Origin of the sequence: uncultured Aquitalea sp. (genome assembly GCF_945957525.1) — a bacterium.
Taxonomy (GTDB): domain Bacteria; phylum Pseudomonadota; class Gammaproteobacteria; order Burkholderiales; family Chromobacteriaceae; genus Aquitalea.
Window position 1 is genome coordinate 204,686 of the sequence record NZ_CAMFLA010000005.1, and the last position, 23,906, is coordinate 228,591.

20 protein-coding genes are annotated in these 23,906 nt (G+C 63.4%); 7 read left to right on the top strand and 13 right to left on the bottom strand.

Annotated elements, in window-relative coordinates:
* Window positions 1–11: 11 nt before the first annotated feature.
* From Q0P52_RS06910 to Q0P52_RS06925, 4 genes are all read right to left on the bottom strand, one after another.
* Window positions 12–794, bottom strand: coding sequence for an enoyl-CoA hydratase (locus Q0P52_RS06910; protein ID WP_293759989.1), 783 nt, complete (start codon window positions 792–794; stop codon window positions 12–14).
* Between the two features lie 222 nt (window positions 795–1,016).
* On the bottom strand, window positions 1,017–2,177 hold the full coding sequence (locus Q0P52_RS06915; RefSeq protein ID WP_293759987.1) for an acyl-CoA dehydrogenase family protein: 1,161 nt from the start codon (window positions 2,175–2,177) through the stop codon (window positions 1,017–1,019).
* A gap of 72 nt (window positions 2,178–2,249) precedes the next feature.
* The gene (locus tag Q0P52_RS06920; protein ID WP_293759985.1) at window positions 2,250–3,752 is read right to left on the bottom strand and encodes a CoA-acylating methylmalonate-semialdehyde dehydrogenase; all 1,503 of its coding nucleotides are present in this window, start codon (window positions 3,750–3,752) and stop codon (window positions 2,250–2,252) included.
* 32 nt (window positions 3,753–3,784) lie between these two features.
* The gene (locus Q0P52_RS06925; protein ID WP_293759983.1) at window positions 3,785–4,642 is read right to left on the bottom strand and encodes a 3-hydroxybutyryl-CoA dehydrogenase; all 858 of its coding nucleotides are present in this window, start codon (window positions 4,640–4,642) and stop codon (window positions 3,785–3,787) included.
* Window positions 4,643–4,764: 122 nt separating this feature from the next.
* Between Q0P52_RS06925 and Q0P52_RS06930 the strand changes: the two genes are divergently transcribed.
* A complete protein-coding gene (locus Q0P52_RS06930) occupies window positions 4,765–5,154 on the top strand; it encodes a MerR family DNA-binding transcriptional regulator (protein WP_293759981.1) in 390 nt (129 codons plus the stop codon).
* A gap of 62 nt (window positions 5,155–5,216) precedes the next feature.
* Entirely contained in the window at window positions 5,217–6,401 is a 1,185-nt protein-coding gene (locus Q0P52_RS06935; RefSeq protein ID WP_293759979.1) for an acetyl-CoA C-acyltransferase, read from the top strand.
* Window positions 6,402–6,495: 94 nt separating this feature from the next.
* Here the strand turns inward: Q0P52_RS06935 and Q0P52_RS06940 are convergent, their stop codons facing one another.
* Together Q0P52_RS06940 and dsbD are read right to left on the bottom strand one after the other, a co-directional pair.
* Window positions 6,496–7,584 (bottom strand): AI-2E family transporter, encoded by a 1,089-nt coding sequence (locus tag Q0P52_RS06940; RefSeq protein WP_293759977.1) that lies wholly within the window; start codon window positions 7,582–7,584, stop codon window positions 6,496–6,498.
* Window positions 7,585–7,841: 257 nt separating this feature from the next.
* A complete protein-coding gene (gene dsbD, locus Q0P52_RS06945; RefSeq protein WP_293759975.1) occupies window positions 7,842–9,656 on the bottom strand; it encodes a protein-disulfide reductase DsbD in 1,815 nt (604 codons plus the stop codon).
* 199 nt (window positions 9,657–9,855) lie between these two features.
* Here dsbD and Q0P52_RS06950 point away from each other — a divergent pair, with 199 nt between their 5' ends.
* Complete coding sequence (locus Q0P52_RS06950) at window positions 9,856–10,653, top strand: alpha/beta hydrolase (RefSeq protein WP_293759949.1); 798 nt, start codon at window positions 9,856–9,858, stop codon at window positions 10,651–10,653.
* A gap of 9 nt (window positions 10,654–10,662) precedes the next feature.
* On the opposite strand, the gene Q0P52_RS06955 is transcribed toward Q0P52_RS06950, so the two are convergent.
* The 5 genes from Q0P52_RS06955 to Q0P52_RS06975 all read right to left on the bottom strand — a co-directional run bounded on the left by Q0P52_RS06955 (window position 10,663) and on the right by Q0P52_RS06975 (window position 15,931).
* Window positions 10,663–11,514: a DUF817 domain-containing protein gene (locus Q0P52_RS06955; protein WP_366061968.1), complete on the bottom strand. Its 852-nt coding sequence runs from the start codon at window positions 11,512–11,514 to the stop codon at window positions 10,663–10,665.
* Window positions 11,515–11,569: 55 nt separating this feature from the next.
* A complete protein-coding gene (locus tag Q0P52_RS06960) occupies window positions 11,570–12,871 on the bottom strand; it encodes an MgtC/SapB family protein (RefSeq protein WP_293759945.1) in 1,302 nt (433 codons plus the stop codon).
* A 70-nt stretch (window positions 12,872–12,941) separates the two neighbouring features.
* Entirely contained in the window at window positions 12,942–14,792 is a 1,851-nt protein-coding gene (gene dxs / locus Q0P52_RS06965; RefSeq protein WP_293759943.1) for a 1-deoxy-D-xylulose-5-phosphate synthase, read from the bottom strand.
* A 19-nt stretch (window positions 14,793–14,811) separates the two neighbouring features.
* Window positions 14,812–15,681 (bottom strand): farnesyl diphosphate synthase, encoded by an 870-nt coding sequence (locus Q0P52_RS06970; protein ID WP_293760355.1) that lies wholly within the window; start codon window positions 15,679–15,681, stop codon window positions 14,812–14,814.
* Window positions 15,682–15,697: 16 nt separating this feature from the next.
* Window positions 15,698–15,931: an exodeoxyribonuclease VII small subunit gene (locus Q0P52_RS06975; protein ID WP_293759941.1), complete on the bottom strand. Its 234-nt coding sequence runs from the start codon at window positions 15,929–15,931 to the stop codon at window positions 15,698–15,700.
* Between the two features lie 127 nt (window positions 15,932–16,058).
* Between Q0P52_RS06975 and Q0P52_RS06980 the strand changes: the two genes are divergently transcribed.
* Window positions 16,059–16,892 carry an SDR family oxidoreductase gene (locus Q0P52_RS06980; protein WP_293759939.1) on the top strand — a complete coding sequence of 278 codons (834 nt, stop codon included), beginning with the start codon at window positions 16,059–16,061 and terminating at the stop codon, window positions 16,890–16,892.
* Here the strand turns inward: Q0P52_RS06980 and Q0P52_RS06985 are convergent.
* Complete coding sequence (locus Q0P52_RS06985) at window positions 16,877–17,755, bottom strand: LysR family transcriptional regulator (protein WP_293759937.1); 879 nt, start codon at window positions 17,753–17,755, stop codon at window positions 16,877–16,879. The genes Q0P52_RS06980 and Q0P52_RS06985 overlap by 16 nt on opposite strands.
* Window positions 17,756–17,848: 93 nt before the next feature.
* Here Q0P52_RS06985 and Q0P52_RS06990 point away from each other — a divergent pair, with 93 nt between their 5' ends.
* Window positions 17,849–18,304: a multidrug/biocide efflux PACE transporter gene (locus Q0P52_RS06990; protein WP_293759935.1), complete on the top strand. Its 456-nt coding sequence runs from the start codon at window positions 17,849–17,851 to the stop codon at window positions 18,302–18,304.
* A gap of 1 nt (window position 18,305) precedes the next feature.
* Window positions 18,306–18,638, top strand: a complete 333-nt coding sequence (locus Q0P52_RS06995) for an SMR family transporter (protein ID WP_293759933.1) — start codon at window positions 18,306–18,308, stop codon at window positions 18,636–18,638.
* A gap of 286 nt (window positions 18,639–18,924) precedes the next feature.
* Here Q0P52_RS06995 and Q0P52_RS07000 read toward each other — a convergent pair whose 3' ends face one another.
* Complete coding sequence (locus Q0P52_RS07000) at window positions 18,925–20,193, bottom strand: diguanylate cyclase (protein WP_293759931.1); 1,269 nt, start codon at window positions 20,191–20,193, stop codon at window positions 18,925–18,927.
* A 228-nt stretch (window positions 20,194–20,421) separates the two neighbouring features.
* Here Q0P52_RS07000 and Q0P52_RS07005 point away from each other — a divergent pair, with 228 nt between their 5' ends.
* Window positions 20,422–23,238: a valine--tRNA ligase gene (locus Q0P52_RS07005; RefSeq protein WP_293813685.1), complete on the top strand. Its 2,817-nt coding sequence runs from the start codon at window positions 20,422–20,424 to the stop codon at window positions 23,236–23,238.
* Window positions 23,239–23,906 lie beyond the last annotated feature (668 nt).

Here is a 23,906-nt window from a genome sequence, read left to right on the forward strand (position 1 = left end):
TGTCGCGCGGGTCAGCGGTTGCGCCATGCCGGCTGGCGCTTGTCGAGGAAGGCTTGCACGCCTTCTTGCTGGTCTTCGGTGTCGAACAGTTTGATGAACTGCTCGCGCTCGTGGATCAGGTTGTAGCCCGGCGGTTCCAGCCGGGCGCGTTGCACCAGCGATTTACACACGCTGACCGAAGAGGGCGATTGGCGCGCCACCTTCTCGGCCAGCTTCAAGGCGGCTTCGCGCGCCTGTCCCTTGCCGACGACTTCTTCCACCAGGCCGATGCGCTCGGCGGTGTCGGCGTCCACCCGTTCGCCGCAGAGAATCATGCGCTTGGCCCAGCCTTCGCCCACCAGCCAAGGCAGGTGCTGGGTGCCGCCGGCGCAGGGCAGCAGGCCTACCGCGGCTTCCGGCAGCGCCATTTGCGCCTGCACTTCGGCGATGCGGATGTCGCAGGCCAGCGCACATTCCAGCCCGCCGCCCATGGCGAAGCCGTTGATGGCGGCAATGCTGACGCCGCGGAAAGACGACAGCGCTTCAAACGCTTCGCCAAACAGCATGGTCATTTCCGTGGCCACCAGTTTGTCGCCGCTGGCAAACAGGTTGAGATCGGCGCCGGCGGAGAAGAACTTCTCGCCCTGCCCGGTCAGCACCAGCGCGTAAACTTCCGGGTCGGCGTTGAGATCGGTCACCAAGCGCTTGAGCGCGGACAGGCTGGCGCGATTCCAGGTGTTGGCCGGCGGGTTGTCCATGGTCACTAGTACGGTGTGGCCGTGGCGTTCGGTTTGCAGATGGGCGTAAGCGGTCATGGTTTTCCTTTGTCTTGGAGCCGGGTCTGCGCGGGGGGCGGCGCGACCCGGGTTTTGTGTTCTGAACGCGGGGTGAAAGAAGCGCGCAGGCTGCGTCGATAAACCCGTGCCGGGTGTTTTGGAGCCGCTGACAAAACTTGATGCGGACCCTGAGCCGCGCCGACGCAGGCTGCTTGAGTACGGCAGGGGGCGCAACGCAGCATCAGGGTTTGTTTACCGCTCTTAACGCAGGTTTTCCAGCGCGCCGTCCTTCAGCAGCTGCCGGGCGACAATCATGCGCATCACTTCATTAGTGCCCTCCAGAATCTGGTGCACGCGGGCGTCGCGCACATGGCGCTCCAGCGGGAAGTCTCGCAGATAACCATAACCGCCGAACAGTTGCAGCGCGTTGTTGGCTACGTTGAAGCTTTGATCGGTGGCAAAGCGCTTGGCCATGGCGCAATACGCGCCGGCGTCCGGGCTGCCGCTGTCCAGCTTGAATGCGGCCAGTCGCACCATCTGACGTGCGGCCACCAATTCGGTCAACATGTCGGCGAGGCGGAACTGCACGGTCTGGAATTCGGCCAAGGCTTGGCCGAACTGCTGGCGTTCCTGCACATAGCGCTGCGCGGCGGCCAGTGCGGCCTGGGCGGTGCCCACAGCGCAGGTGGCGATGTTGATGCGCCCGCCGTCCAGCCCTTTCATGGCGTAGGCAAAGCCCATGCCTTCTTCGCCCAGCAGGTTTTCCGCCGGCACTTCGACATTGTCGAACGTGATGGCGCGGGTGGGCTGGCTGTTCCAGCCCATTTTCTTTTCTTTCTTGCCGTACTGGACGCCCGGCGCATTGGCCGGCACCACAAAGGCGGAAACCCCCTTGGGGCCGGGGCCGCCGGTGCGGGCCATCACCACCAGCACATCGGTGCTGCCGGCGCCGGAGATGAACATCTTGCTGCCGTTAAGCAGGTAAACCTCGCCCTTTTTCTCGGCGCGGGTCTTGAGGGAGGCAGCGTCGGAGCCGGCACCCGGCTCGGTGAGACAGTAGCTGCCCAACAGCTCGCCGCTGACCATGCGCGGCACCCAGGCTTCGGCCAGCTGGGGTTTGCCGAAGCTGGCGATCATCCAGCTCACCATATTGTGGATGGTGAGGTAGGCGGCGGTGGAGGTGCAGCCGGCGGCCAGTTCTTCAAATACGATGGCGGCGTCCAGCCGCGACAGCCCCAGCCCGCCGTAGGCTTCCGGGGTGTAGAGGCCCAGAAAGCCCATGTCGCCGGCTTCGCGGATGATGTCTACCGGGAAGGTTTCTTCCGCATCCCATTCTGCGGCGAAAGGGGCGAGGCGGCTGGCGGCGAATTCGCGCGCGCTGTCCTGAAAAGCTTGTTGTTCTTCGTTGAGTGCAAAGTCCATGAATCGTCCTCGCAAGCCGGCGCGCAGCACAGCGTCGCCGGCGAGTGCGGCCGCCGGCAGGCGGCCCGTGGGTCAGCGCAGGCTGATGGTGGTGTGCACCTTGCCGCTGCTGGCTTCATCGTCAAACCAGCGGCTGGTCACCGTCTTGGTCTGGGTATAGAACAGGATCACCTGCTTGCCGTAGGGGCCCAGATCGCCCAGCTTGGAGCCGCGCGAGCCGGTAAAGCTGAACAACGGCACTGGCACCGGGATGGGGACATTGATGCCCACTTGCCCCACGTCGATGTCTTCCTGAAAACGGCGGGCGGCCGCGCCACTCTGGGTGAAGATGGCAGTGCCGTTGCCGTTGGGGTTGTCGTTGATGATGTCGATGGCGGCTTCCAGGCTGTCGGCCTCCATCAGGCACAGTACCGGGCCGAAGATTTCCTGCTCGTAGACAGCCATGCCGGTTTTCACACCGGAGAAGATGGTGGGGCCGACGAAGTTGCCGTTTTCAAAGCCCGGCACCGTCACCTCGCGGCCATCCAGCTCCAGCGTCGCCCCTTGTTCCACGCCCTTGGCGATCAGGCTGGCCACGCGTTCGCGGGCGGCGCAGGAAATCAGCGGGCCCAGATCCGGGTTGTCCTTGCCCGCGCCCACTGTCAGGCTGCGCGCCTTGGCTACCAGCTCGGGAATCCACGACCTTGCTTCGCCCACCAGCACCGCCACCGACAGCGCCATGCAGCGCTGGCCGGCCGCGCCGAAAGCCGCGCCCGCCAGTTGATTGAGCGCCTGTTCTTTGTTGGCATCCGGCATCACGATGGCGTGATTCTTCGCGCCCATCATGCATTGCACGCGTTTGCCGGCCAGGCTGGCGCGCTGGTAGACATGCGTGCCGACGCGGCTGGAGCCGACGAAAGACACCGCCTTGATGTGGGGGTGGTCGCACAGCGCGTTCACCACGGCTTCGCCGCCATGCACCACGTTCAGCACCCCGGCCGGGATGCCGGCCTGGAGCGCCAGCTCAACCAGTCGCATGGTGACCATCGGGTCCTGCTCGGAGGGCTTGAGCACAAAGGTGTTGCCGGTGGCGATGGCCATCGGGAACATCCACAGCGGAATCATGGCCGGGAAGTTGAATGGCGTGATGCCGGCGCACACGCCCAGCGGCTGCTGTACGGTGTAGGTGTCCACGCCGCCGGCGACGTTTTCAGCGTATTCGCCCAGTTGCAGATTGCCGATGCTGGCGGCGTGCTCCACCACTTCCAGGCCCCGGAAGATGTCGCCCTCGGCATCGGCCAGGGTCTTGCCCTGTTCGGCGGTAAGCAGGGCGGCCAGCTCTTTCATGTGCTCGCGAATCAGCTGCTGGTATTTGAGAAAGATGCGGGCGCGGGCCCCGATGGGGGTCTTGCGCCAGGTTTTGAACGCGGCGCGGCCGGCGGCAATGGCGGCTTCCACTTCATCCTCGGTGGCCATCGGCACCCGCGCCAGCACTTCCTGCGTGGCGGGGTTGATCACCTCGCGCCATTCGCTGGTGCGGGACTCGACGAATTCGCCGTTGATCAGCAACTTCACGGTGGGTACGGCTTGGGTCATCTGCATGCCTCCAGGGTGCCGGCGCGGCCGGATCAGGCCGCGTCGTATTGGTAAAAGCCGTGTCCGCTCTTGCGGCCCAGGTGGCCGGCGGACACCAGTTGCGCCAAGAGCGGGCAGGCGCGGTATTTGCTGTCGCGGAATTCGTGATAAAGGATGTCCATGATGGACAAGCAAGTGTCGAGGCCAATCAGGTCGGCCAACGCCAGCGGGCCGATGGGGTGATTCATGCCCAGCTTCATCACGGTGTCGATGTCTTCCGGCGTGGCCAAGTTTTCGTACAGGGCGAAGGCGGCTTCGTTGATCATCGGCATGAGGATGCGGTTGGACACAAAGCCCGGGCCGTCCTTCACCGTCACCGGCGTTTTGCCCAGCGCTTCGGACAGCTGGTACACCAGTGCCCAAGTGTCGTCGCTGGTTTGCACGGCGCGAATGATTTCCACCAGCTGCATCACCGGCACCGGATTCATGAAGTGCATGCCCACCACGCGTTGCGGCTGGCTGACCCAGGCGGCGATGCGGGTGAGGGAAATGGAGGAAGTGTTGGAGGCCAGCACGGTGTCGGCTGGCACCGCCTTGTCCAGCTCGCGGAAGATGCTTTCTTTGATGGACGGGTTTTCGGTGGCGGCTTCCACCACCAGCTGGCAGGCGGCCAGGGACGCCAGCGCGGTGGCGGGGCGGATGCGGGCCAGGATGCCGGCTACCGCGCCTTCGGCCAACGCGCCTTTTTTCACCAGCCGTCCCAGGCTGTTGCCGATGGCGGCCAGGCCTTTTTGCAAGGCGGCGTCGCTGACGTCCACCAGGATGACTTCGAAGCCCTTCATGGCGAAAACCTGGGCAATGCCGTTGCCCATGGTGCCTGCGCCGATTACGCCTACTTGTTGCACATTCATCGCGTTTCTTTCGTGGCTGGTTTTTCTCACCTTAGCTTGACGTTAACGTCAACGTCAACACACAATGCCGTACAGGGGGTGTGCGTTGTTGCACACCGGACGACAGTGGATGGAGCGGGGCGATGAAGCAGCAGATATTCAGCATTACCGATCTGGCGCGCGAGTTCGACGTCACCACGCGCACCATCCGCTTTTACGAGGATCAGGGTCTGATCGAGCCGGAGCGCGATGGCCAGCGCCGGCTGTACCGTCGTCGCGACAGGGTGCGCTTGATGCTGATCCTGCGCGGCAAGCGCATTGGCCTGTCCTTGCAGGAAATCCGAGAATTGTTCGATTTGTACGACGCCGCCCGCGACGACGCGCCGCAGCTGCAGGAGTTCGTACGCATTCTGGCGCGCAAGGAGCAGCAGTTGCAGGAACAAATGGAAGACATCCGCGTGGTGCTGGGCGAGATCGGCCAGCTGCGCGCGCAATGCGAAAAGACACTGGATAAACGCCTGCCCGACGCTTGAGGCGGGCGATGCCCGGCATCCGGCGGAGTCCATCCGCCATCAGCCACTTTTAAGGAGCAGAGATGCAACAGGACAGCATTGTCATTGTCGGCATGGCCCGTACCGCCATGGGCGGTTTTCAGGGCATGTTCTCGTCGCTGAAAGCGGCCGAACTGGGCGCGGTGGCCGTCCGCGCCGCGCTGGAGCGCTCCGGCGTGCCGGCGGCCGACGTGGAAGAGGTGATCATGGGTTGCGTCCTGCCGGCCGGCCAGGGACAGGCGCCGGCGCGCCAGGCCGCGTTGGGGGCCGGGCTGCCTGTATCGGCGGGCTGCACCACCATCAACAAGATGTGCGGTTCCGGAATGAAGGCGCTGATGCTGGCGCATGATCTGCTGTTGGCTGGCTCGGCCAGGGTGATGGTGGCCGGCGGCATGGAAAGCATGACCAACTCACCCTATCTCATTCCCAAGGCGCGCGGCGGGTTTCGCTTGGGACATGGCGAAATCAAGGATCACATGTTTCTGGACGGCCTGGAGGACGCTTACGAGAAAGGCCAGTTGATGGGTGTGTTCGCCGAGATGTGCGCTGATCGTTACGGCTTTGGCCGCGAGGAGCAGGACGCCTTCGCCATCGCCTCGCTGACGCGTGCGCAAAACGCCATACGCGAAGGGTTGTTCCGCGATGAGATCGCACCGGTCACGGTAAAGAGCCGCAAGGGCGACGAGGTGCTGGACACCGACGAGCAACCGCTCAAGGCCAGTCTGGACAAAATCGCCACTCTCAAGCCGGCCTTCCGCAAGGACGGCAGCGTTACCGCCGCCAACGCCAGCTCCATCTCCGACGGCGCCGCCGCGCTGGTATTGATGACCGCGGGCGAAGCCGCGCGGCGCGGCCTGAAGCCCATTGCCCGCATCGCGGGTCACAGCACGCATGCGCATGAGCCGTCTTGGTTTTCCACCGCCCCGGTGGGTGCCATGCAAAAGCTGTTCGCCAAAACCGGCTGGAGCGCGGCCGAGGTGGATCTTTTTGAAGTGAACGAAGCTTTCGCCGTGGTGACCATGGCCGCCATGCGCGATCTGGATCTGCCCCATGGCAAGGTAAACGTGCACGGCGGCGCATGCGCGCTGGGCCATCCCATCGGCGCATCCGGTGCGCGCATCATCATCACCTTGCTCAATGCCTTGCGTCAGCGCGGCGGCAAGCGCGGCGTGGCCAGCTTGTGCATCGGCGGCGGCGAGGCTACCGCAGTGGCGCTGGAGCTGCTGTAGTCGCTCGCACAGGGCAAGGTTGGCCGAAGCCGAAAAAAAGCCGTGTCCCTTTGCGGGGCACGGCTTTTTCTTGCGCGCAAGGTTTGCGGCGGTGCTATTGATCGGCTGCGGGCTGGTGTTCGCAGGCCTGATCTTCCGGCTCCAGCCAGTGCTTGAACAGGGTGAAACCGACAGCCAGCAGGGTAGGGCCGATGAACAGGCCCACTAGCCCCCAGGCCAGCAGGCCGCCGATAACGCCCATGAAGATGATGGACAGCGGCATTTGCGCGCCCTGGCTGATCAGCAGCGGCTTGAGCACGTTGTCGATGGTGTTCACCAGCAGGAAACCCCACAGCAGCAGGAACACGCCCATGCCGGTATGGCCCTGATAGAACACCCAGCCGGCAGCCGGCAGCCAGACAATCAGCGTGGGCATCTGCGCCACTGCCACCACAAAGCAGAGGAAGCCCAGTACCAGGGCGCCGGGCACGCCGGCAATCAACAGGCCGATGACGCACAGCACCGTCTGCGCCAGCGCCGTGCCCACCACGCCGGTGGTGACGCTGCGGATGGTGCGGGCGATCACTTCCGGCAGCTTGTCGGCGGTTTCGCCGCCGAGTTTGACGATGATCCGTTCCGCACCGTCCCACAGCGCGTCGCCGTTGATCAGCAAGACCCCTGCGATGATGATGGCCAGTACGATTTCCAGCATGCTGAGACTGGCGCTGGCGCCGCTTTCCAGAATCCACACCGCCGCCTTGTTCATGGTGGGGCGGATCTTCTCGAAGAAGCCTGGCAAATCGGCCTGCACGCTTTGCCAGAACTTGGTCAGGCCGCTGCCCACCAGGGGCAGGTTGCTCAGCCATTGCGGGGCGTCCGGCAGGTGAAAGGCGCTCAAGTCCTGGTTGATATTGCTGACCTGCGGCACGGTATCGGCCAGGGTCATTGCCATCAGGCCGATGGGAATGGCGAGGGTCAGCGCCAGCAACAGCACGATGAGCAGTGCCGACAGCTTGGCGCGGCCATTGAAACGCGTCCGCAGCTTGGTGTGCAGCGGCCAGGCTGAGATGGCGATGATGGCGGCCCAGGTCAATGCGCCGAGAAAGGGTTGAATGACCTTGAGGCAGGAAATGACCAGCATCGCCAGCAAGGCGATTCTGGCCACAGTCATGATGCTGAAGCCGGTAAAGGGCTTGGAACTCATCGTGGCGATCCCGAAGCGAATGAAAAAGGGCGGAGCTTGCGATGCCGACACGGCGAAGCGGTTCGCCTGCAAAGTACCGGCAACGCCGGGCCTTGTCATGACGCTGGCGCAGTCCGCAGCTTTGTTTATGATCCCGATCCCCCGCTCTTGCCTTGCAGGGGTGCGAGCGGGGGCGTGTCAACATGCTGGGCGGACCTTGCGACCCGCCCAGCATTGTAGCCTGAGTAGCGTGCGCGCTCTATCGCCGGCTGTCGGGCTCAGGGCAGCGCTTTGCGCAGATGTTCGGCGAAGGGGGCTGCATCGGTGAAGCCGATCACACGGTCGGCTTCTTTGCCGTTCTTGTCGAACAGGATGATGCCCGGCGGGCCGAACAGGCCAAAGCGTTTGAGCAAGGCCTGATGCGCCGGCAGGTTGGCGGTGACGTCGGCGCGCAGCAGGGTGTAGCCGCGCATCAGCCCGTTCACTTTGGCATCGGCGAAGGTGTCGGCTTCCATTTCCTTGCAGGAAACGCACCAGTCGGCATAGAAATCCAGCAACACCGGTTTGCCTTTGGCACCTGCTTCGGCCAACCGGCGATCCAGATCGCCGATGCTGCTGACGGGCTGGAAGGGCAGCGCGCCGGCTTCGGCCGCCAGGGCTGGGCGGCCGGAGAGCCAGCGCAAGGGGTAGCGCGGGTCGGTTTCGCCGGCAAAAGCGCCAGCCAGTTGCGCTGTGCCGGCAAGGAACAGCAGCAGCCCCGCCGCCTTGCCCAACTTGTGCAGCGCGTGCGCATTGACCGGCAGAGTGTCGAATGCCTTGAGGAAAACGGCGGAGCCGATCAGCAGCGAGCCCCACAGCAACATCACCAGATAAGCCGGCAGGAAGGGGGTGGCCATCCATACCGCCACGCCCAGCATCACTACGCCAAAGGCCGATTTCACCGCCTTCATCCAGCCGCCGGCGCGCGGCAGCACATGGCCGCCGAAGGTGCCGATGAGGATCAGCGGCAAGCCCAGCCCCAGCGCCATGGCGTACAGGGCCGCGCCGCCCAGCAGGGCGTCGCCGGTGCTGCCGATGTAGCCCAGCGCCAGCGCCAGCGGCGGCGCCACGCAGGGACCGATGATGAGCGCGGACAACACGCCCATGCCGAACACGGTGGCCAGTTTGCCGCCGCTCAGGCGGTTGGAGCTGTCGGCCAGTCGCGACTGCAGGGCGGAGGGCAGCTGGATGCTGTAGAGATCGAACATCGACAGCGCAAATACCACCATCAGTGCGCTGGCGGACAAAATCACCGCCGGCTGTTGCAGCCAGACGGTCAGCAGCGAGCCGGTCAGGCCGGCGATGACGCCAATGGCCACGTAGCTCACCGACAGGCCTTGCACATAGGCGAAAGACAGGATGAACCCGCGCCCCCGGGTGAGGTGCTGGCCTTCTCCGGCGATCAAGGAGGAAACAATGGGGAGCAAGGGGTACATGCAGGCGGTGAACGCCATGCCGATGCCGGCCAGCAGAAAGGCGCCCAGGGTAGTCAACCAGCCCTGTTTGCCCAGATCACTGCCGCCGGCAGCAGGCTTTCCCCGCGGTTGAGCCTCCGCCAGCCAGCCGCCGGCTTTGTCGGCGGTGCCGGTAGCGCTGATGTCCAGATGATGGGTGTAGGGCGGGTAGCAGACGCCGGCGGTGGAGCAGCCTTGCAGGCGGAAATCGAGGCGGAATTTTTCCGGCGCGCCGGGCTTGAGCGGCAGCGCGATGGTTTGCTTGCCGAGGTAGATCACCTGTTTGCCGAAGAAGGGGTCCTGCTTTTCCTTGCCTGCGGGTAAAACCGGCGTGCCGGCAAGGCCGGCCGGCTCGGTGCTGATGGCGATGCGATCACGATAGACGTAGTAGCCGTCGGCGATGTCCAGATGGATGGCGAGACGGTCGCCGTCGCGCTCCACGCGCGCCGGGAAGGCTTTTTCCGGCGGCAGCAGGTCTTCCTGATTGACGGTGGCGGCAGCCAGTCCGGACAGCGCGCACAAGGTGGCGAACAGCGCCGCCGTCAGCAGGCGGCGGGCGCGCAGGAGTTGGCCGAAGGCGGTTTTCAAGGACTGCGACATGATTTCCAGCTTGCGTTGTAGAGCAGGGTTGACCGGCCCGGGGCTGTGGGGTTCCGGGACAAACGCATGACGGCAGCCTGTTTTGCGTTACCATCGTCCGACGAGGAAAGCGTCAAGAGCGACTGGCCATTGCGCCAAGCCACATCCCCAAACCGGGAGATGCGCCGACGGCGCCACGATAAAAGGCTGACATCACATCATGCGAGACACCATTCACTTTGCGCATGCCAACAGTTTTCCGGCGCCTGTGTACCGGAAGATGCTGGCTGCGCTGTCCGACCACTACCAGGTGGGCTACATGGACGCCATTGGACACGACCCGGCGTTTCCTGTCACCGATTGCTGGCCAAGGCTGGTGGACGAAGCCCTACAGTATATCGAACAACACTACCGCTTGCCGATCATCGGCGTCGGGCATTCGCTGGGCGGCTTCATCATGACTTATGCCGCGCTGCGGCGACCCGATCTCTTCAAGGGTTTGGTGATTCTGGATTCGCCCTTGATGGGGCCGCGCCGCTCCTTCGGCATCTGGCTGGCCAAGAGGCTCGGCTTCATCGATCGCGTCACGCCCGGCGGCAATACGCTGCGCCGTCGCGACAACTGGGCGTCGGTGGACATGGTGCGCGACTATTTCGCCCGCAAGCCGGCCTTTGCGCGGTTTGATCCCGATGTATTGGCCGATTACGCCCGGTACGGCACGGAAGACAACGGGCAAGGTGGCCGCCGCTTGCGGTTTCGCCCGGTTGTAGAGCACGCCATTTACGCTACCTTGCCGCACGACTTTCCGAGGTATCGCGGGCAGTTAAAGGTGCCGGCGGCCTTCATCGCCGGGACGGCGTCCTCGGTGATGCGCGAGGCGGACATCGCCTTCATGCGCCGCCATTTTGGCATGGCAGTGCGTCATCAGGACGGCAGCCATCTGTTTCCACTGGAGCATCCGCAGGCCACGGCGGCGGCAATTCACGCCGCCATCGGCGAGATGGCCGGCCGGGTCTGAAGGCCCTGTTTAGCGCGGGATGTGGATGCTGGCCTTGATGTGCTTGAGGTGAATGACGATGGTGATGGTCATGATCACCAGCAGCGACCATGAACTCCATTTGCCGATGTGCACCGCCGACCAGGCGCCCAACTGGTTGGGATAGCGCCAGACACCGAAGAAGGTGCTGATGTTTTCCGCCAGCCAGATGAAAAAACCGATCAGCACGAAGGACAGCAGCAGCGGCATGCGGCGCGGCCTGTCCAGCGGCGTGAATACCACGGTGGCGCGGGCATAGAGGCCCAGCGTGCAGCAGGCCAGATACCAGCGATAATCGCCGATGAAGTGATGGGTAAAAAAGTTGGCGTAGATCAGCACGGCCAGCAAGGTGGCCATCCAGTAGGGCGGATGATGTTCCAGCCTGAGATCAAAGAAGCGCCAAGCCTGGATGATGTAGCTGCCGATGGCGGAATACATGAAGCCGGAAAACAGCGGCACGCCCCACAGTTTGGTCAAGGCCGGGTCCGGGTAGCTCCAGGACTGGATGCCGGAGGAGGTCTTGAATACTTCCAGCGCAAACCCCACTGCGTGAAACAGCATGATGGCTTTCAGTTCGTCCAGCGTCTCCAGCCGGAGCGCCAGCATGGCGGCCTGTATCAGCAGCGCGGCCAGCAACAGCAAATCGTAGCGGGCCATGCCGAACAAGCCGGCGCGCGGCGTCAGAAACACACTGGCGAAGAACAGGCCGACAAACAGGCAGGCGCGGGCGTTTTTCAGGCCGAAGGCCAAAAACTCGGCCAGAAAACGGCTCGTGCCGGTCAGCCCGCCGCGGGGGGCAAAGCTCAGCAGTCGGCGATCCAGCAAGGAAAGGGTGCGGGCGATCATCTCATGGCCTTGGCATGGCAATGCGCCATGATGGCCAAAAAGCAGCCGCTTGTCAGTGCCCGGCGAGCAGCGCCGCCAGCGCTATCAGCATGGCGGACGTGGCCAGCAGCAGGGTGGGCAGGCAGCGGCGCGCCAGCGCTTTGCCGCCCAGCGTCGCCATCAGGCTGAATTTGAAGATATTGTTGGCCAGCACCGCCAGCGCCACTGCGGTGGCCACCTGCTGACCGTCAAGCCGTCCTTCGGCAAACAGGTTGAGCGAGGTGAGGGTGATGGCGTCCACATCGTTGATGCCGGAAATCAGCGCCACCACGTATACCCCCTTGCTGCCGAATTCGGCATTGAGCCAGGCGGCGCAGAACATCACCAGCCCGAACATCAGGCCGAAACCGATGGCGATTTTCAGCTCGGAAGGGTTGCTCAGCGTGAGTTCCGGCTGGTTTTGCCCGGCGCCGGCCTGTCGCGTTTGCCACAGTGACGCCGCCAGTCCGGCGAGCAGCGCCGGCAGCATGATGGCCGCCACGCTGGGTAGCGCCGCCAGGTCGATGACCGCCGCCAGCAGGGTCAGCCGCGCAAACAACACCAGATTGGCCAGCAAGATGACGGAGGCGGCAAGGTTGGCCGAAGCCGGGTTGGTGCGGGCTTCGCGCGCGTAGACCAGCGTGGTGGCAGTGGAGGATACCAGCCCGCCCATCAGGCCGAGCAGCGGGCCGCCGATGCGTTCGCCAAGGATTTTCACCGCCAGGTAGCCCACCAGCCCGATGCCGACGATCAGTGTCACCATCAGCCAGATATGGTGCGGGTTGAGCGCCTGATAGGGGCCGAAGGCGCGATTGGGCAGCAGCGGCAGCACGATGGAGGACAGCGCGGCAAACTGCAGCAGGGACAGCAGGTCCCGGCGATCCAGCTTGTGGGAGAAACCGGTGAGTTCGGGTTTCAGATACAGCAGGCTGGTGGTAACGATGCCCAGCGCGACCGCCAGGCCGCCCATATCGCGCCATACCAGCGCGCCCAGACAATAGGCCACCAGCAAGGCGACGATGGTGGTGGTGCGCGGCTCGCGCGGTTCATTGGGTTCGCTGTGGCCGTTGTGTTCCGGCAGGAAGCCGAACAGGCTGACGGCGATGAAGCCGGCGGTTTGCAACAGCGGCAGATTGCCGACGCCGTCCAGCATCGCGGCCAGGGTGCCCAGCAGGCAGGCCAGCGGAAAGGTGCGGATGCCGGCCAGTACATGGCGCTTGCGTTCGCGTTCCACGCCCATCAGCAGGCCGATGGCAAGGCTGGTGGCGAACAGCGGCAGGGTTTCGAAGGGGCTGCCTTTGAGGGTGATCCAGCTGGCCGGGTCCATGCCGCTCATTGTTGTTGCCTCCCATGGCGCTGCGGGTTGTCTGTCACATCACGTCATGAGCCCGGACCGGGCGGCTGCGTCAGGCTTCGGCCAACCAGTTGTCGATGCTGCGCTGGATGCCGGCGGCGTTCAGGCCGCAATCGGCCAGCAGAATGGCCGGATCGCCATGCTCGACGTAGTCGTCCGGCAGGCCCAGCAGCAGGGCGGGACGGGCAATGCCCATCGCCTGCATGGCTTCCAGACAGGCCGAGCCCGCGCCGCCCATCACCACGTTTTCTTCCACGGTCACCACCACGTCGTGGCTGTCGGCCAGCTCGCGCACCAGCGCGGCGTCCAGCGGTTTGACGAAGCGCATGTCGGCCACGGTGGCGTCCAGCGCTTCGGCGGCGGCCAGCGCCGGGCTCACCATGCTGCCAAAGGCGAGGATGGCGATTTTCTTGCCGCGGCGACGCACCACGCCCTTGCCGACGGGCAGCGCCTGCATGTCCTGCTGGATTTCCACGCCCGGACCCACGCCGCGCGGGTAACGCACGGCGGTGGGGCTGTCCATGCGGAAGGCGGTGTACAGCAACTGACGGCATTCGTTTTCATCGGACGGTGCGATGACCGTCATGTTGGGAATGCAGCGCAAGAAGGACAGATCGAAAGCGCCTGCGTGCGTCGGACCATCGGCGCCCACCAGGCCGGCGCGGTCGATGGCGAACATCACCGGCAGGTTTTGCAGCGCCACGTCGTGGATCAGCTGGTCGTAGGCGCGTTGCAGGAAGGTGGAGTAGATGGCCACCACCGGCTTGGCGCCGTCGCAAGCCAGACCGCCGGCGAAAGTGACGGCGTGCTGTTCGGCGATGGCTACATCGAAGTAGCGGTCCGGGTGCTCTTTCTCAAAGCGCACCAGCCCGGAGCCCTCGCGCATGGCGGGGGTGATGCCCACCAGGCGCGGGTCCAGTTTGGCCATGTCGCAGATCCAGTCGCCGAAAATCTGCGTGTACTGCGGCTTGCCGCCGCTCTTGGAGCCGGCCAGGCCGTTGAGCGGGTCGAACTTGGTGACGCCGTGGTATTTCACCGGGTCGTTTTCGGCCAACTTGTAGCCGTGGCCCTTCTTGGTGACGATGTGCAGGAACTGCGGGCCCTTCAGGCTGCGGATGTTCTTCAGCGTATCCACCAGCACATCCACATCGTGACCGTCGATCGGGCCGATGTAGTTGAAGCCGAATTCTTCGAACAGGGTGCCCGGGGTGAAGAAGCCCTTGACGTGCTCTTCCATTTTGCTGGCGATCTCGCGCAGCGGCGGCGCAATGCCCAGCACCTTGCTGGAGCCTTCGCGCATGGCGGCATAGAAGCGGCCGGACATCAGCTTGGCGAGATAGTTGTTGAGCGCGCCGACATTGGGCGAGATCGACATATCGTTGTCGTTGAGGATCACCAGCAGATCGGTATCCATCGCACCGGCGTTGTTGAGCGCCTCGAAGGCCTGGCCGGCGGTCATCGCGCCGTCGCCGATGATGGCCACGCATTTGCGATCCGCGCCCAGCATCTTGCTGGCGGCCGCCATGCCCAGCGCCGCGCCGATGGAGGTGGAGGAATGGCCGACGCCAAAGGTGTCGTATTCCGATTCCTCGCGCTTGGGAAAGCCCGCCAGCCCGCCTTTCTGGCGCATGGTGTCCATGCGCAGGCGACGGCCGGTGAGAATCTTGTGCGGGTAGGTCTGGTGGCCCACGTCCCACACCAGGCGGTCGTCCGGGGTGTTGAAGACGTAGTGCAGGGCGATGGTCAGTTCTACGCTGCCGAGATTGGAAGCGAAGTGGCCACCGGTCTTGCTGACGGAATCCACCAGAAACTGGCGCAGTTCGGCGGCCAGTTGCGGCAGTTGCTGGCGGCCCAGCTTGCGCAGGTCGGCGGGGGTGTCGATGGTTTCAAGCAGCGGATACATATTGTTGTTCTTCTTGCGGTTAGAACGAGCGTGCCACGATGTAATCGGCCATGGCCTTGAGCCGGTCGGCGGATGCGCCGAAACCTTCCAGCGCGGCGAAGGCTTCGTCGCGCAGTTCGCGCGCAAAGCGTTTGGCTGCGGAGAGGCCCATCAGGCTGACGTAGGTGGGTTTGTCGTGCGCGGCGTCCTTGCCGGCGGTCTTGCCCAGCGTGGCGGTATCGGCTTCGCAGTCCAGCACGTCGTCCACCACCTGAAAGGCGAGGCCGATGCGCTTGGCGAAGATGTCCAGGCGGTCTTTTTCTTCGGCGCTCAGCGGTTTGCCCGCCAGCGCGCCCAACAGCACGGCGGCGCGAATCAGCGCGCCGGTTTTCAGCATGTGCATGAATTCCAGTTCGGGCAGGCTGAGGGCCTGGCCCACGCTGGCCAGATCGATGCCTTGTCCGCCCGCCATGCCGGCGTGGCCGGAGGCGCGCGCCAGCAGGTGGGTCATGGCCAGCTGGTTGGCCGGCTCCACGCCCGCCATGGGGGCGCTGATGGTTTCAAAGGCCAGCGTTTGCAGGGCGTCGCCGGCCAGCAGGGCGGTGGCCTCGTCGTAGGCGACATGACAGGTGGGCTTGCCGCGGCGCAGCACGTCGTCGTCCATGCAGGGCATGTCGTCGTGCACCAGCGAGTACACATGCACCATTTCCAGCGCGGCGGCCACGCGCGCCAGATTGTCTTCCGAGGCGCCGGTGATTTCACCAGCGGCGAAAGCCAGCAGCGGTCGCACGCGCTTGCCGCCGCCCAGCGTCACGTAACGCATGGCCTCATGCAGGCGGGGGGGCAGGGTGTCGGCGTGCGGCAGGAAAGCCGCCAGTGCGGTTTCCATGTGTTGCTGGATGCGGGTCATCCAGCCGATGAAGGAGTCATTGGCCATTCGGCAGGTCCAGCGGTTTGAGTTCGTCGTTTTCCAGAATCTTCAGCTGCTGCTCGGCGTCGGCCAGTTTGCCCTGGCAGAGCTTGATCAGCTCGATGCCCTGCTTGTACGAGGCCAGCGCGGTCTCCAGCGGCATGTCGCCGCTTTCCATCGACTGGATGATGTCTTCCAGTTCGGCCAGCGCCGTCTCGAAAGTGGCGGCTGCTTTGGCGGGTTTCGCCATGGCGGGTTCCTTGCGCGTCAAATCGGTAGTCGGCCATTTTAGTGCATTTCGCCGCCGGCCCGGCAATTTTGTCGGCGACGTGCGATTGGTGTAGTGTGCCGGCAAACCATCCACAACGGGAGAGATCATGGCTCAGGCACCCTGCGTGCTCATCACCGGCTGCTCCAGCGGCATCGGCTACCACACGGCGCATTATCTGAAGGCGCGCGGCTGGCGGGTATTCGCCACCTGCCGCAAGGCGGAGGATGCGGCAAGGTTGGCCGAAGAGGGCTTTGACAGCCTGACGCTGGATGTGGACGACAGCGCTTCCATCCGCGCGGCGCTGGATGCGGTGCTGGCTCTGAGCGGCGGCAGGCTGGACGCCTTGTTCAACAATGCCGGTTTTGGCCAGCCCGGCGCGGTGGAGGATGTTTCCCGCAGCGCCATGCGCCAGCAGTTCGAGACCAATCTGTTTGGCGCGTGGGAACTCACCAACGCCGTGTTGCCGCTGATGCGGCGGCAGGGGCATGGCCGCATCGTGTTCAACAGCTCCATTCTGGGTTTTGCCGCAATGCGCTGGCGCGGCGCTTACAACGCCAGCAAGTTTGCCATGGAGGGCCTGTGCGACACGCTGCGCCAGGAGCTGACCGGCAGCGGGGTGTATGTGTCGCTGGTGGAGCCAGGGCCGATTGAAAGCCGCTTCCGTCCCAATGCGCTGCAGAAATTCCTCGCCAATATCGACGCCGAGGCCAGCGTGCATTGCGAGGCTTACCGGCAGCAGCTGGCGCGCCTGAAGAAAGAAGGCCATGCAGCGCCCTTCACCTTGCCGGCCACAGCGGTGGCGGCGGATGTTTACCGTGCGCTGACCAGCCGCCGCCCGGCGGCGCGCTATCGCGTTACCACTCCTACCAAGGTGTTCTGGTATCTCAAGCGGCTGTTGCCCACGCGCTGGTTCGACAAGGCGCTTTACAAGGCGGTGTGAGCCTCTTCTGACAACAGCTTGTCCAGCATCCAGGCGGCCGCGCGTCCCGGCGCGCGCCGTTGCGACCACACCAGGTCGATCTCCAGCCGGCGTGGCCAGCCCGCTACCGCCAGCGCCTGCAATTCCCCGCCGCCGAAACTGTTGGCCAGACTCTCCGGCAGATCAGCCCAGCCAAAGCCCAGCTTCGTCATTTCCAGCAGCAACAGATAACTCGGGGCCGACCAGCAGCGGGTGCCGATGGTGGGAGCGGGCGGGCCGTAATAAGTGTTGAGCCGCAGCTCGCGGTGTTCGGCCAACCTCTCTGGCGTGAGCGCGGTTTCTGCGGCCAGCGGGTGATGGCGCGCCACATACACCAGGCTGCGGCTGGCCTCGCGCAGGCGGCGGTGCCCGATGCCTGCCGGATAGGCCGGCAGCGCAGAGACAAAGCCCAGTTGGGCGCGGTCGGTCTGGATGAGGTCGATCACGTCTTCTTTTTCCGCCACCAGGCACTCCAGCTCCAGTTCGGGAAACTGTTCATCAAAGCGGCGTATCACCGCCTCGAAAGGCGCGGACTGGAAGGTTTCTGACAGCGCCAGCGTCAGGCGTGGTTCCAGCCCGCCGCCAAGCAGGCTGGCCAGACGGTTCAGGCCGTCGCTGGCTTGCAGCACTTGCCGCGCCTGCGCCAGCAGTTGCTGGCCGGCAGAGGTCAGTGCCGGCTGGCGGCCAGCGCGGTTGAACAGTTCTACTCCAAGGTCGATTTCCAGGTTGGCGATGGCTTCGCTGATGGTGGACTGGCTTTTTCCCAAGCGCCGCGCGGCGGCGGAAAACGACCCGGTTTCTACGGCGGTGCTGAAGGCCTGCAGCGCATCGATTGATGCTGACATATCGGTTTCTCCGATGAGTTTTATCTTATAACTATCCGATAAACCCATCAAAATGTCAGCCATTCCACATTCGCGATACGGCAAGGAGGCCACATGCAACAGGATAAAACTCTAATGGAGCGAGTGTTTCACGCCGTGCTCTATGAGGTTTGCGCCATGATCATGCTGGTGCCGCTGGCGGCATGGCTGATGGGTAAGGGGATGGGCGAGATGGGCTGGCTGGCCTTCATGATGTCTTGCAGTGCCATGCTGTGGAACATGGTGTTCAACGCCCTGTTCGATAAGGCGGAAAAGGCTTGGGGTCTGCGCCGCACGCCCTTGCTGCGGGTGGCTCACGCTTTGTTGTTTGAAGGCGGTCTGGTGTTTGCGCTGGTGCCGCTGGCGGCTTGGTGGCTGAACGTGTCCTGGTGGGAGGCGTTCCTGCTGGATGTCGGTTTCTTTGTTTTCTTCCTGCCGTATACCTACGTTTTCAATCTCGTTTACGACCTGCTTCGTCAACGTGTCATGAAGCGTCGGCATGCTGACAGGCTTTGCATGAATGGAGAGTAAGGTGAACGCCTGGGGATTTCTCGCCGTGGCCATCGTTTCAGAAGTGGTGGCCACCTCGGCCATGAAGATGACCGACGGTTTCACGCGGTTCTGGCCGTCTGCCGTGACCACGCTGGGTTATGTACTGGCCTTTTACATGCTGTCGCAGGCGCTGCGCAGCGTGCCGGTAGGGGTGGCTTACGCCATCTGGTCCGGTGTGGGCATCGTGCTGGTGTCCATTGTGGCCTGGCAGTTGTATGGCCAGAAGCTGGACACCCCTGCCGTGCTGGGCATGGCCATGATCATGGGCGGCGTGGCGGTGATCAACCTGTTTTCCAGGGCTTCGGCGCATTAAGAGCGGCCAACAAAATGCCTGATGTTGCGTTGCGCCAGCGTGCCGTACTCCAGTACTGCTTGGGTCGGCCCGCCTTGCCTCTGTCGTGTGCTGATTTTTGTCTGCCGCGCTAAGACACACCTCCCTTGACCCGGCCTTGCGCCTGCTTTGTGCGCCGCCGCGTCGGGGCTGCCTGGCCCGGTTTGTCGAGGTGGTTGGGCGGCGGTTTCAATCGCGGGCGCTAGGCTAAGGTTGGCCGAAGAAAAAGGGGGCGGATAATCCGCCCCCTTTTTGCGTGCGCCGGCGCTCATGTCAGCGGCGAGACATCCCAGTCTCCGCTTTCGCCCGGCCGCTTCTGGCACACCTGATTGCGACCGCGCTGCTTGGCGTAGTACAGCCGTTCGTCCGCCTGCTTGAGCAGCTGAACGATGTCCGGCGTTTCGCTGCCAGCCAGGCCGATGCTGACGGTAAAGTTCAACTCGCCGCGCGGCGTGTCCACCACCAGATGGGCCAGCGATTCGCGCAGCTGGTCCAGCCTGCGCAGCCAGGCGGCGGCGTCGGTGGTGCGGCTCAGTACCACGAATTCCTCGCCGCCGAAACGTGCCACCAGGTCATAAGGAAATTGTGCTTCCATCAGGCGGGCGGTATGCACGATCACCGCGTCGCCAATGTCGTGCCCGTAGTTGTCGTTGATGCGCTTGAAGTGGTCGATGTCCAGCATGGCTACGCTGTAGCCGCTGTTCAGCTGTTGTACTTTTTCAAAAAAGTGGCGGCGGTTGGACAAGCCGGACAAGGGGTCCTTGTTGGCGGAATCCTTCAGTGCCTGCAGGTTTTCCACAAATTCGATATTGCGTGTCACCCGGCAGAAAAATTCTTCAAAGTTGAAGGGTTTCTGCAGGTAATCGTCCGCTCCGGCCTTGATGAAGCGGGCGGTCATGGTGGGGTCCTGGCTGCCGGAAATGCCGATGATGGCCAGTTTGGTGTGGTCCATGAAGCGGCGTATGGTGCTGGTCATGCGCACCCCGTCCATGCCGGGCATGTCGTGGTCGGTCAGAATCAGCCGGATGTCCTTGTTCTCGCGCAGCACCGCCATGGCCTGCTCTGCGTGCTCCGCCTCCAGCACCTGATACAAATGCCGCGCCAACTGCTGGCGCAGATAGGTGCGCACGGCGGGCGAGTCGTCCACCACCAGCACCTTGGTGGCCGGGTTCAACCGGATGCGGCGCAGCAACTTCATCACGTATTCGAAAGCGGAAGGGCTTTCCTTGGGGATGTAGTCCACCACTGGCATAGCCAGCACCTTCTCGCGGGTGGTCATGTCGTTGTGCGAGGTGAGCACAACGGTGGGGATGCCTGCTTCCAGCAGCACCGGCAACACCTCGCCGTTGATGGCGTCCGGCAGGCAATAGTCGGCCACCGCTGCCATGAAGGAGGGGTTTTCCGCTAGCGCTGCCTTGACCTCGGCCAGCGTGGTGACCGGCACCGGCGTGTAATCCTGCTTGGCCACCATGCGGCAGAGCGGCCTTATCAACATCAGGCTGTCTTCAATGACCAGTACGCGTGGGGTCGTACTCATGTAGTGGAGGCTTTCAAATTCTGATTGTCTGCAATTGGCATATATTCCAGTGTCTCACTGACAGTGTAAATCATGAATGACAGAGTAAAAGGGCGGATGGCAAACCGTTGTTCTGGGAATGCCGCGCGCCGCGCGCTGGGGATTCTCGGCGCGGCGCGATGAGAAAGCGGCGAAACGCGGTATAATCAACCCATTTTTTCGCCATTCTGAAGAATCACGATTCACACCATGGAACTTGCCAAGAGCTTTGAACCGGGCGACATCGAGCGCCGCTGGTACGATCAATGGGAACAGGCCGGCTATTTCAAGCCGAGCATGGACACCGCCAAGCCTTCCTTCGCCATTCAGCTGCCGCCGCCCAACGTCACCGGCACGCTGCACATGGGCCACGCTTTCAACCAGACCATCATGGACGGTCTGACGCGCTACTACCGCATGAAGGGCGACAACACGGTGTGGATTCCGGGCACCGACCACGCCGGCATCGCCACTCAGATTGTCGTAGAGCGCCAGTTGGCCGAACAAGGCGTCAACCGCCACGACATGGGCCGTGAAGCCTTCACCGCCAAAGTGTGGGAGTGGAAAGAAAAATCCGGCGGCACCATCACCAGCCAGATGCGCCGTGTCGGCTGCTCGGTGGACTGGAGCCGTGAATACTTCACCATGGACGACGTGCGCGCCGACGTGGTGACCGAAGTCTTCGTCCGCCTGTACGAGCAAGGCCTGATCTATCGCGGCAAGCGTCTCTCCAACTGGGACGCCAAACTGGGCACCGCCATCTCCGACCTCGAAGTGGTTTCCGAGGAAGAAGACGGCCACATGTGGCACATCAAATACCCGGTGGTGGGCAGCGATGAATTCGTCACTGTCGCCACCACCCGCCCGGAAACCCTGCTGGGCGACGTGGCCGTGGCCATTAATCCGGAAGACGAACGCTACCAGCACCTGCTGGGCCAGCAACTGCAACTGCCGCTGACCGGCCGTACCATTCCCGTCATCGCCGACGACTACGTCGACAAGGAATTCGGCACCGGCTTCGTCAAGATTACCCCGGCTCACGATTTCAACGACTACGAAGTCGGCAAGCGCCACAACACCCAGCTTATCAACGTGATGAGCCTGGAAGCCAAAATCCTGGCCCGCGCCCAGGTGTTCGGTTTTGACGGCAGCGCCCAGGGCGCCATTGACCTGCCGGCCGCCTACGCCGGCCTCAGCACCGTTGAAGCGCGCAAGACCATGCTGGCCGACCTGCAAGCGCAAGGCCTGCTGCTGGACACCAAACCGCACAAGCTGATGGTGCCGCGCGGCGACCGCACCGGCACCGTCATCGAACCGCTGCTTACCGACCAATGGTTCGTGGCCATGAGCAAGGTGGGTGAGGGCGACGCCACCGGCAAGTCCATCGCGCAGAAAGCCATCGACGCGGTGGAATCCGGCGAAGTGCGCTTCATCCCGGAAAACTGGGTCAACACCTACAACCAGTGGATGAAAAACATCCAGGACTGGTGCATTTCCCGTCAACTGTGGTGGGGTCACCAGATCCCGGCCTGGTATGACGAAGACGGCAACATCGTCGTCGCCCGCACCGAAGCGGAAGCCCAGGCCAAGGCCCCGGGCAAGACGCTGCGTCGCGAACAGGACGTGCTGGACACCTGGTTCAGCTCCGCGCTGGTGCCGTTCTCCACGCTGGGCTGGCCGGAAGAAACGCCGGAACTCAACGCCTTCCTCACCTCCAACGTGCTGGTTACCGGCTACGAAATCATTTTCTTCTGGGTGGCCCGGATGATCATGATGACCAAGCACTTCACCGGCAAGGTGCCGTTCCGCGACGTGTACATCCACGGCATGGTGCGCGACCACGAAGGCAAGAAGATGTCCAAGTCGGAAGGCAACGTGATTGACCCCGTTGACCTGATCGACGGCATCGCGCTGGCCCCGCTGGTGGAAAAGCGCACCACCGGCCTGCGCCGCCCGGAAAAAGCCCCGGCCATCGCCAAGGCCACCGAAAAGCTGTTCCCCGAAGGCATTCCCGCCTACGGCACCGACGCCCTGCGTTTCACCATGGCCAGCTACGCCACGCTGGGCCGCAGCGTCAACTTCGACTTCAAGCGCGCCGAAGGCTACCGCAACTTCTGCAATAAGCTGTGGAACGCCACCCGCTTCGTGATGATGAACGTGGAAGGCAAGGACTGCGGTCAGGACGAAAGCCTGCCGCTGGAATACAGCTTTGTGGACCAGTGGATCATCGGCCGCCTGCAACAGGCCGAAGCCGACGTCACCAACGCGCTGGAAACCTACCGCTTCGACATCGCCGCCCAGGTCATCTACGAGTTCATCTGGAACGAGTACTGCGACTGGTATGTGGAACTGGCCAAGGTGCAGCTGCAAAACGGCAACGAAGCCCAGCAGCGCGCCACCCGCCGCACCGTAGTGCGCGTTTTGGAAGTGGCGCTGCGCCTCACCCACCCGCTGATGCCCTTTATCACTGAAGAACTGTGGCAAACCGTTGCCCCGCTGGCCAACGCCAAGAAGACCGACTCCATCATGCTGGCTGCCTGGCCGGTAGCCGCGCCGGAGAAGATCAGCGCGGAAGCCAATGCCCGCATGGACGCCTTCAAGGATCTGGTGAACGCAGTGCGCAACCTGCGCGGCGAAATGGGCATCGGCCCGGCCGTCAAGGCGCCGCTGTTTATCGAAACCAGCGATGCCTCGGTAGCGGACTTCATCCCTTACCTGAAGCTGCTGGCCCGCCTGACCGAAGGCAGCATCGTGGCCGCGCTGCCGGCGGACGATGCGCCGGTAGCCCTCTCTGGCAATGCTCGCCTGATGTTGAAGGTGGAGGTGGACAAGGCTGCTGAGACGGCCCGCCTGACCAAGGAGCAGGGCAAGGTGGAGGCGGAGTTGGCCAAGCTGACCGCCAAGCTGGAGAAGCCGGGCTATGTGGACAAGGCGCCAGCGCATCTGGTGGAGCGCGACCGGGCGCAGGTGGCGGAGTTTACGGATAAGTTGGAGAAGATCAAGGCGCAGCTGGTGAAGCTGGCTTGATAAGAAAAACCCGCCGCAGGCGGGTTTTTTTATTGCAAGTTGCAACAGCGTTTCCCGTCCGACGCGCGGAAGGGGCGAAGCTGCCTCCAAGCCTGCATAAACAACGGTCAAAACCAATCCGGCAGCTTGGTAGGCATGTCTCTTCGGCCAACCTTACGCCAAGGCGTTGTCCGCCGAATCTGTTCTCTACCCGCCAAGTTTGCGGGTCTCGCCCCGCTGGCGAGGTACTTTCTTTTGCTTCGCCGAAAAGAAAGTACCCAAAGAAAAGGCGACCCAGCGTCGCGCGAAACCCCGGGCAAAATCCGTCGCCACAGGCGCGGCTGAACTCACGCCGTTCTTGCGTAACGGCGCTCAAACAGGCAGCCGCTTAATACCTGTGCCGCCAGTTTTGCCCGGCGCGCGTCGAAGGGATAGGGGTGAGTCGAAATTGTCTGGAAGTTTGAAACTGCCCCGCTTCGGTAAATCTTTGCCAGACGGATTCAATCATTCCCGTGGATGGCTTTTCCTTTCGGCCAACCTTACCAAGATGCCACCGATCCCCTTCAAGCATGCCGACGGGTGGCGCTGGCGCGGGTAAAAGCGCCTGCTTGTTTGAGCGATTTGGTACAAATCGTGTGGGGTGGTGGTTGATTTGTCACCTAGGAAGTAGTTGGATGAAGCGGGGCAAA

Excerpts from the sequence above, each read along its gene's own strand:
- Q0P52_RS06910 (WP_293759989.1), bottom strand. The coding sequence starts at position 794 with ATGACCGCTTACGCCCATCTGCAAACCGAACGCCACGGCCACACCGTA.
- Q0P52_RS06915 (WP_293759987.1), bottom strand. The coding sequence starts at position 2,177 with ATGGACTTTGCACTCAACGAAGAACAACAAGCTTTTCAGGACAGCGCG.
- Q0P52_RS06920 (WP_293759985.1), bottom strand. The coding sequence starts at position 3,752 with ATGACCCAAGCCGTACCCACCGTGAAGTTGCTGATCAACGGCGAATTC.
- Q0P52_RS06925 (WP_293759983.1), bottom strand. The coding sequence starts at position 4,642 with ATGAATGTGCAACAAGTAGGCGTAATCGGCGCAGGCACCATGGGCAAC.
- Q0P52_RS06930 (WP_293759981.1), top strand. The coding sequence starts at position 4,765 with ATGAAGCAGCAGATATTCAGCATTACCGATCTGGCGCGCGAGTTCGAC.
- Q0P52_RS06935 (WP_293759979.1), top strand. The coding sequence starts at position 5,217 with ATGCAACAGGACAGCATTGTCATTGTCGGCATGGCCCGTACCGCCATG.
- Q0P52_RS06940 (WP_293759977.1), bottom strand. The coding sequence starts at position 7,584 with ATGAGTTCCAAGCCCTTTACCGGCTTCAGCATCATGACTGTGGCCAGA.
- dsbD (WP_293759975.1), bottom strand. The coding sequence starts at position 9,656 with ATGTCGCAGTCCTTGAAAACCGCCTTCGGCCAACTCCTGCGCGCCCGC.
- Q0P52_RS06950 (WP_293759949.1), top strand. The coding sequence starts at position 9,856 with ATGCGAGACACCATTCACTTTGCGCATGCCAACAGTTTTCCGGCGCCT.
- Q0P52_RS06960 (WP_293759945.1), bottom strand. The coding sequence starts at position 12,871 with ATGAGCGGCATGGACCCGGCCAGCTGGATCACCCTCAAAGGCAGCCCC.
- dxs (WP_293759943.1), bottom strand. The coding sequence starts at position 14,792 with ATGTATCCGCTGCTTGAAACCATCGACACCCCCGCCGACCTGCGCAAG.
- Q0P52_RS06970 (WP_293760355.1), bottom strand. The coding sequence starts at position 15,681 with ATGACCCGCATCCAGCAACACATGGAAACCGCACTGGCGGCTTTCCTG.
- Q0P52_RS06975 (WP_293759941.1), bottom strand. The coding sequence starts at position 15,931 with ATGGCGAAACCCGCCAAAGCAGCCGCCACTTTCGAGACGGCGCTGGCC.
- Q0P52_RS06980 (WP_293759939.1), top strand. The coding sequence starts at position 16,059 with ATGGCTCAGGCACCCTGCGTGCTCATCACCGGCTGCTCCAGCGGCATC.
- Q0P52_RS06985 (WP_293759937.1), bottom strand. The coding sequence starts at position 17,755 with ATGTCAGCATCAATCGATGCGCTGCAGGCCTTCAGCACCGCCGTAGAA.
- Q0P52_RS06990 (WP_293759935.1), top strand. The coding sequence starts at position 17,849 with ATGCAACAGGATAAAACTCTAATGGAGCGAGTGTTTCACGCCGTGCTC.
- Q0P52_RS07000 (WP_293759931.1), bottom strand. The coding sequence starts at position 20,193 with ATGAGTACGACCCCACGCGTACTGGTCATTGAAGACAGCCTGATGTTG.
- Q0P52_RS07005 (WP_293813685.1), top strand. The coding sequence starts at position 20,422 with ATGGAACTTGCCAAGAGCTTTGAACCGGGCGACATCGAGCGCCGCTGG.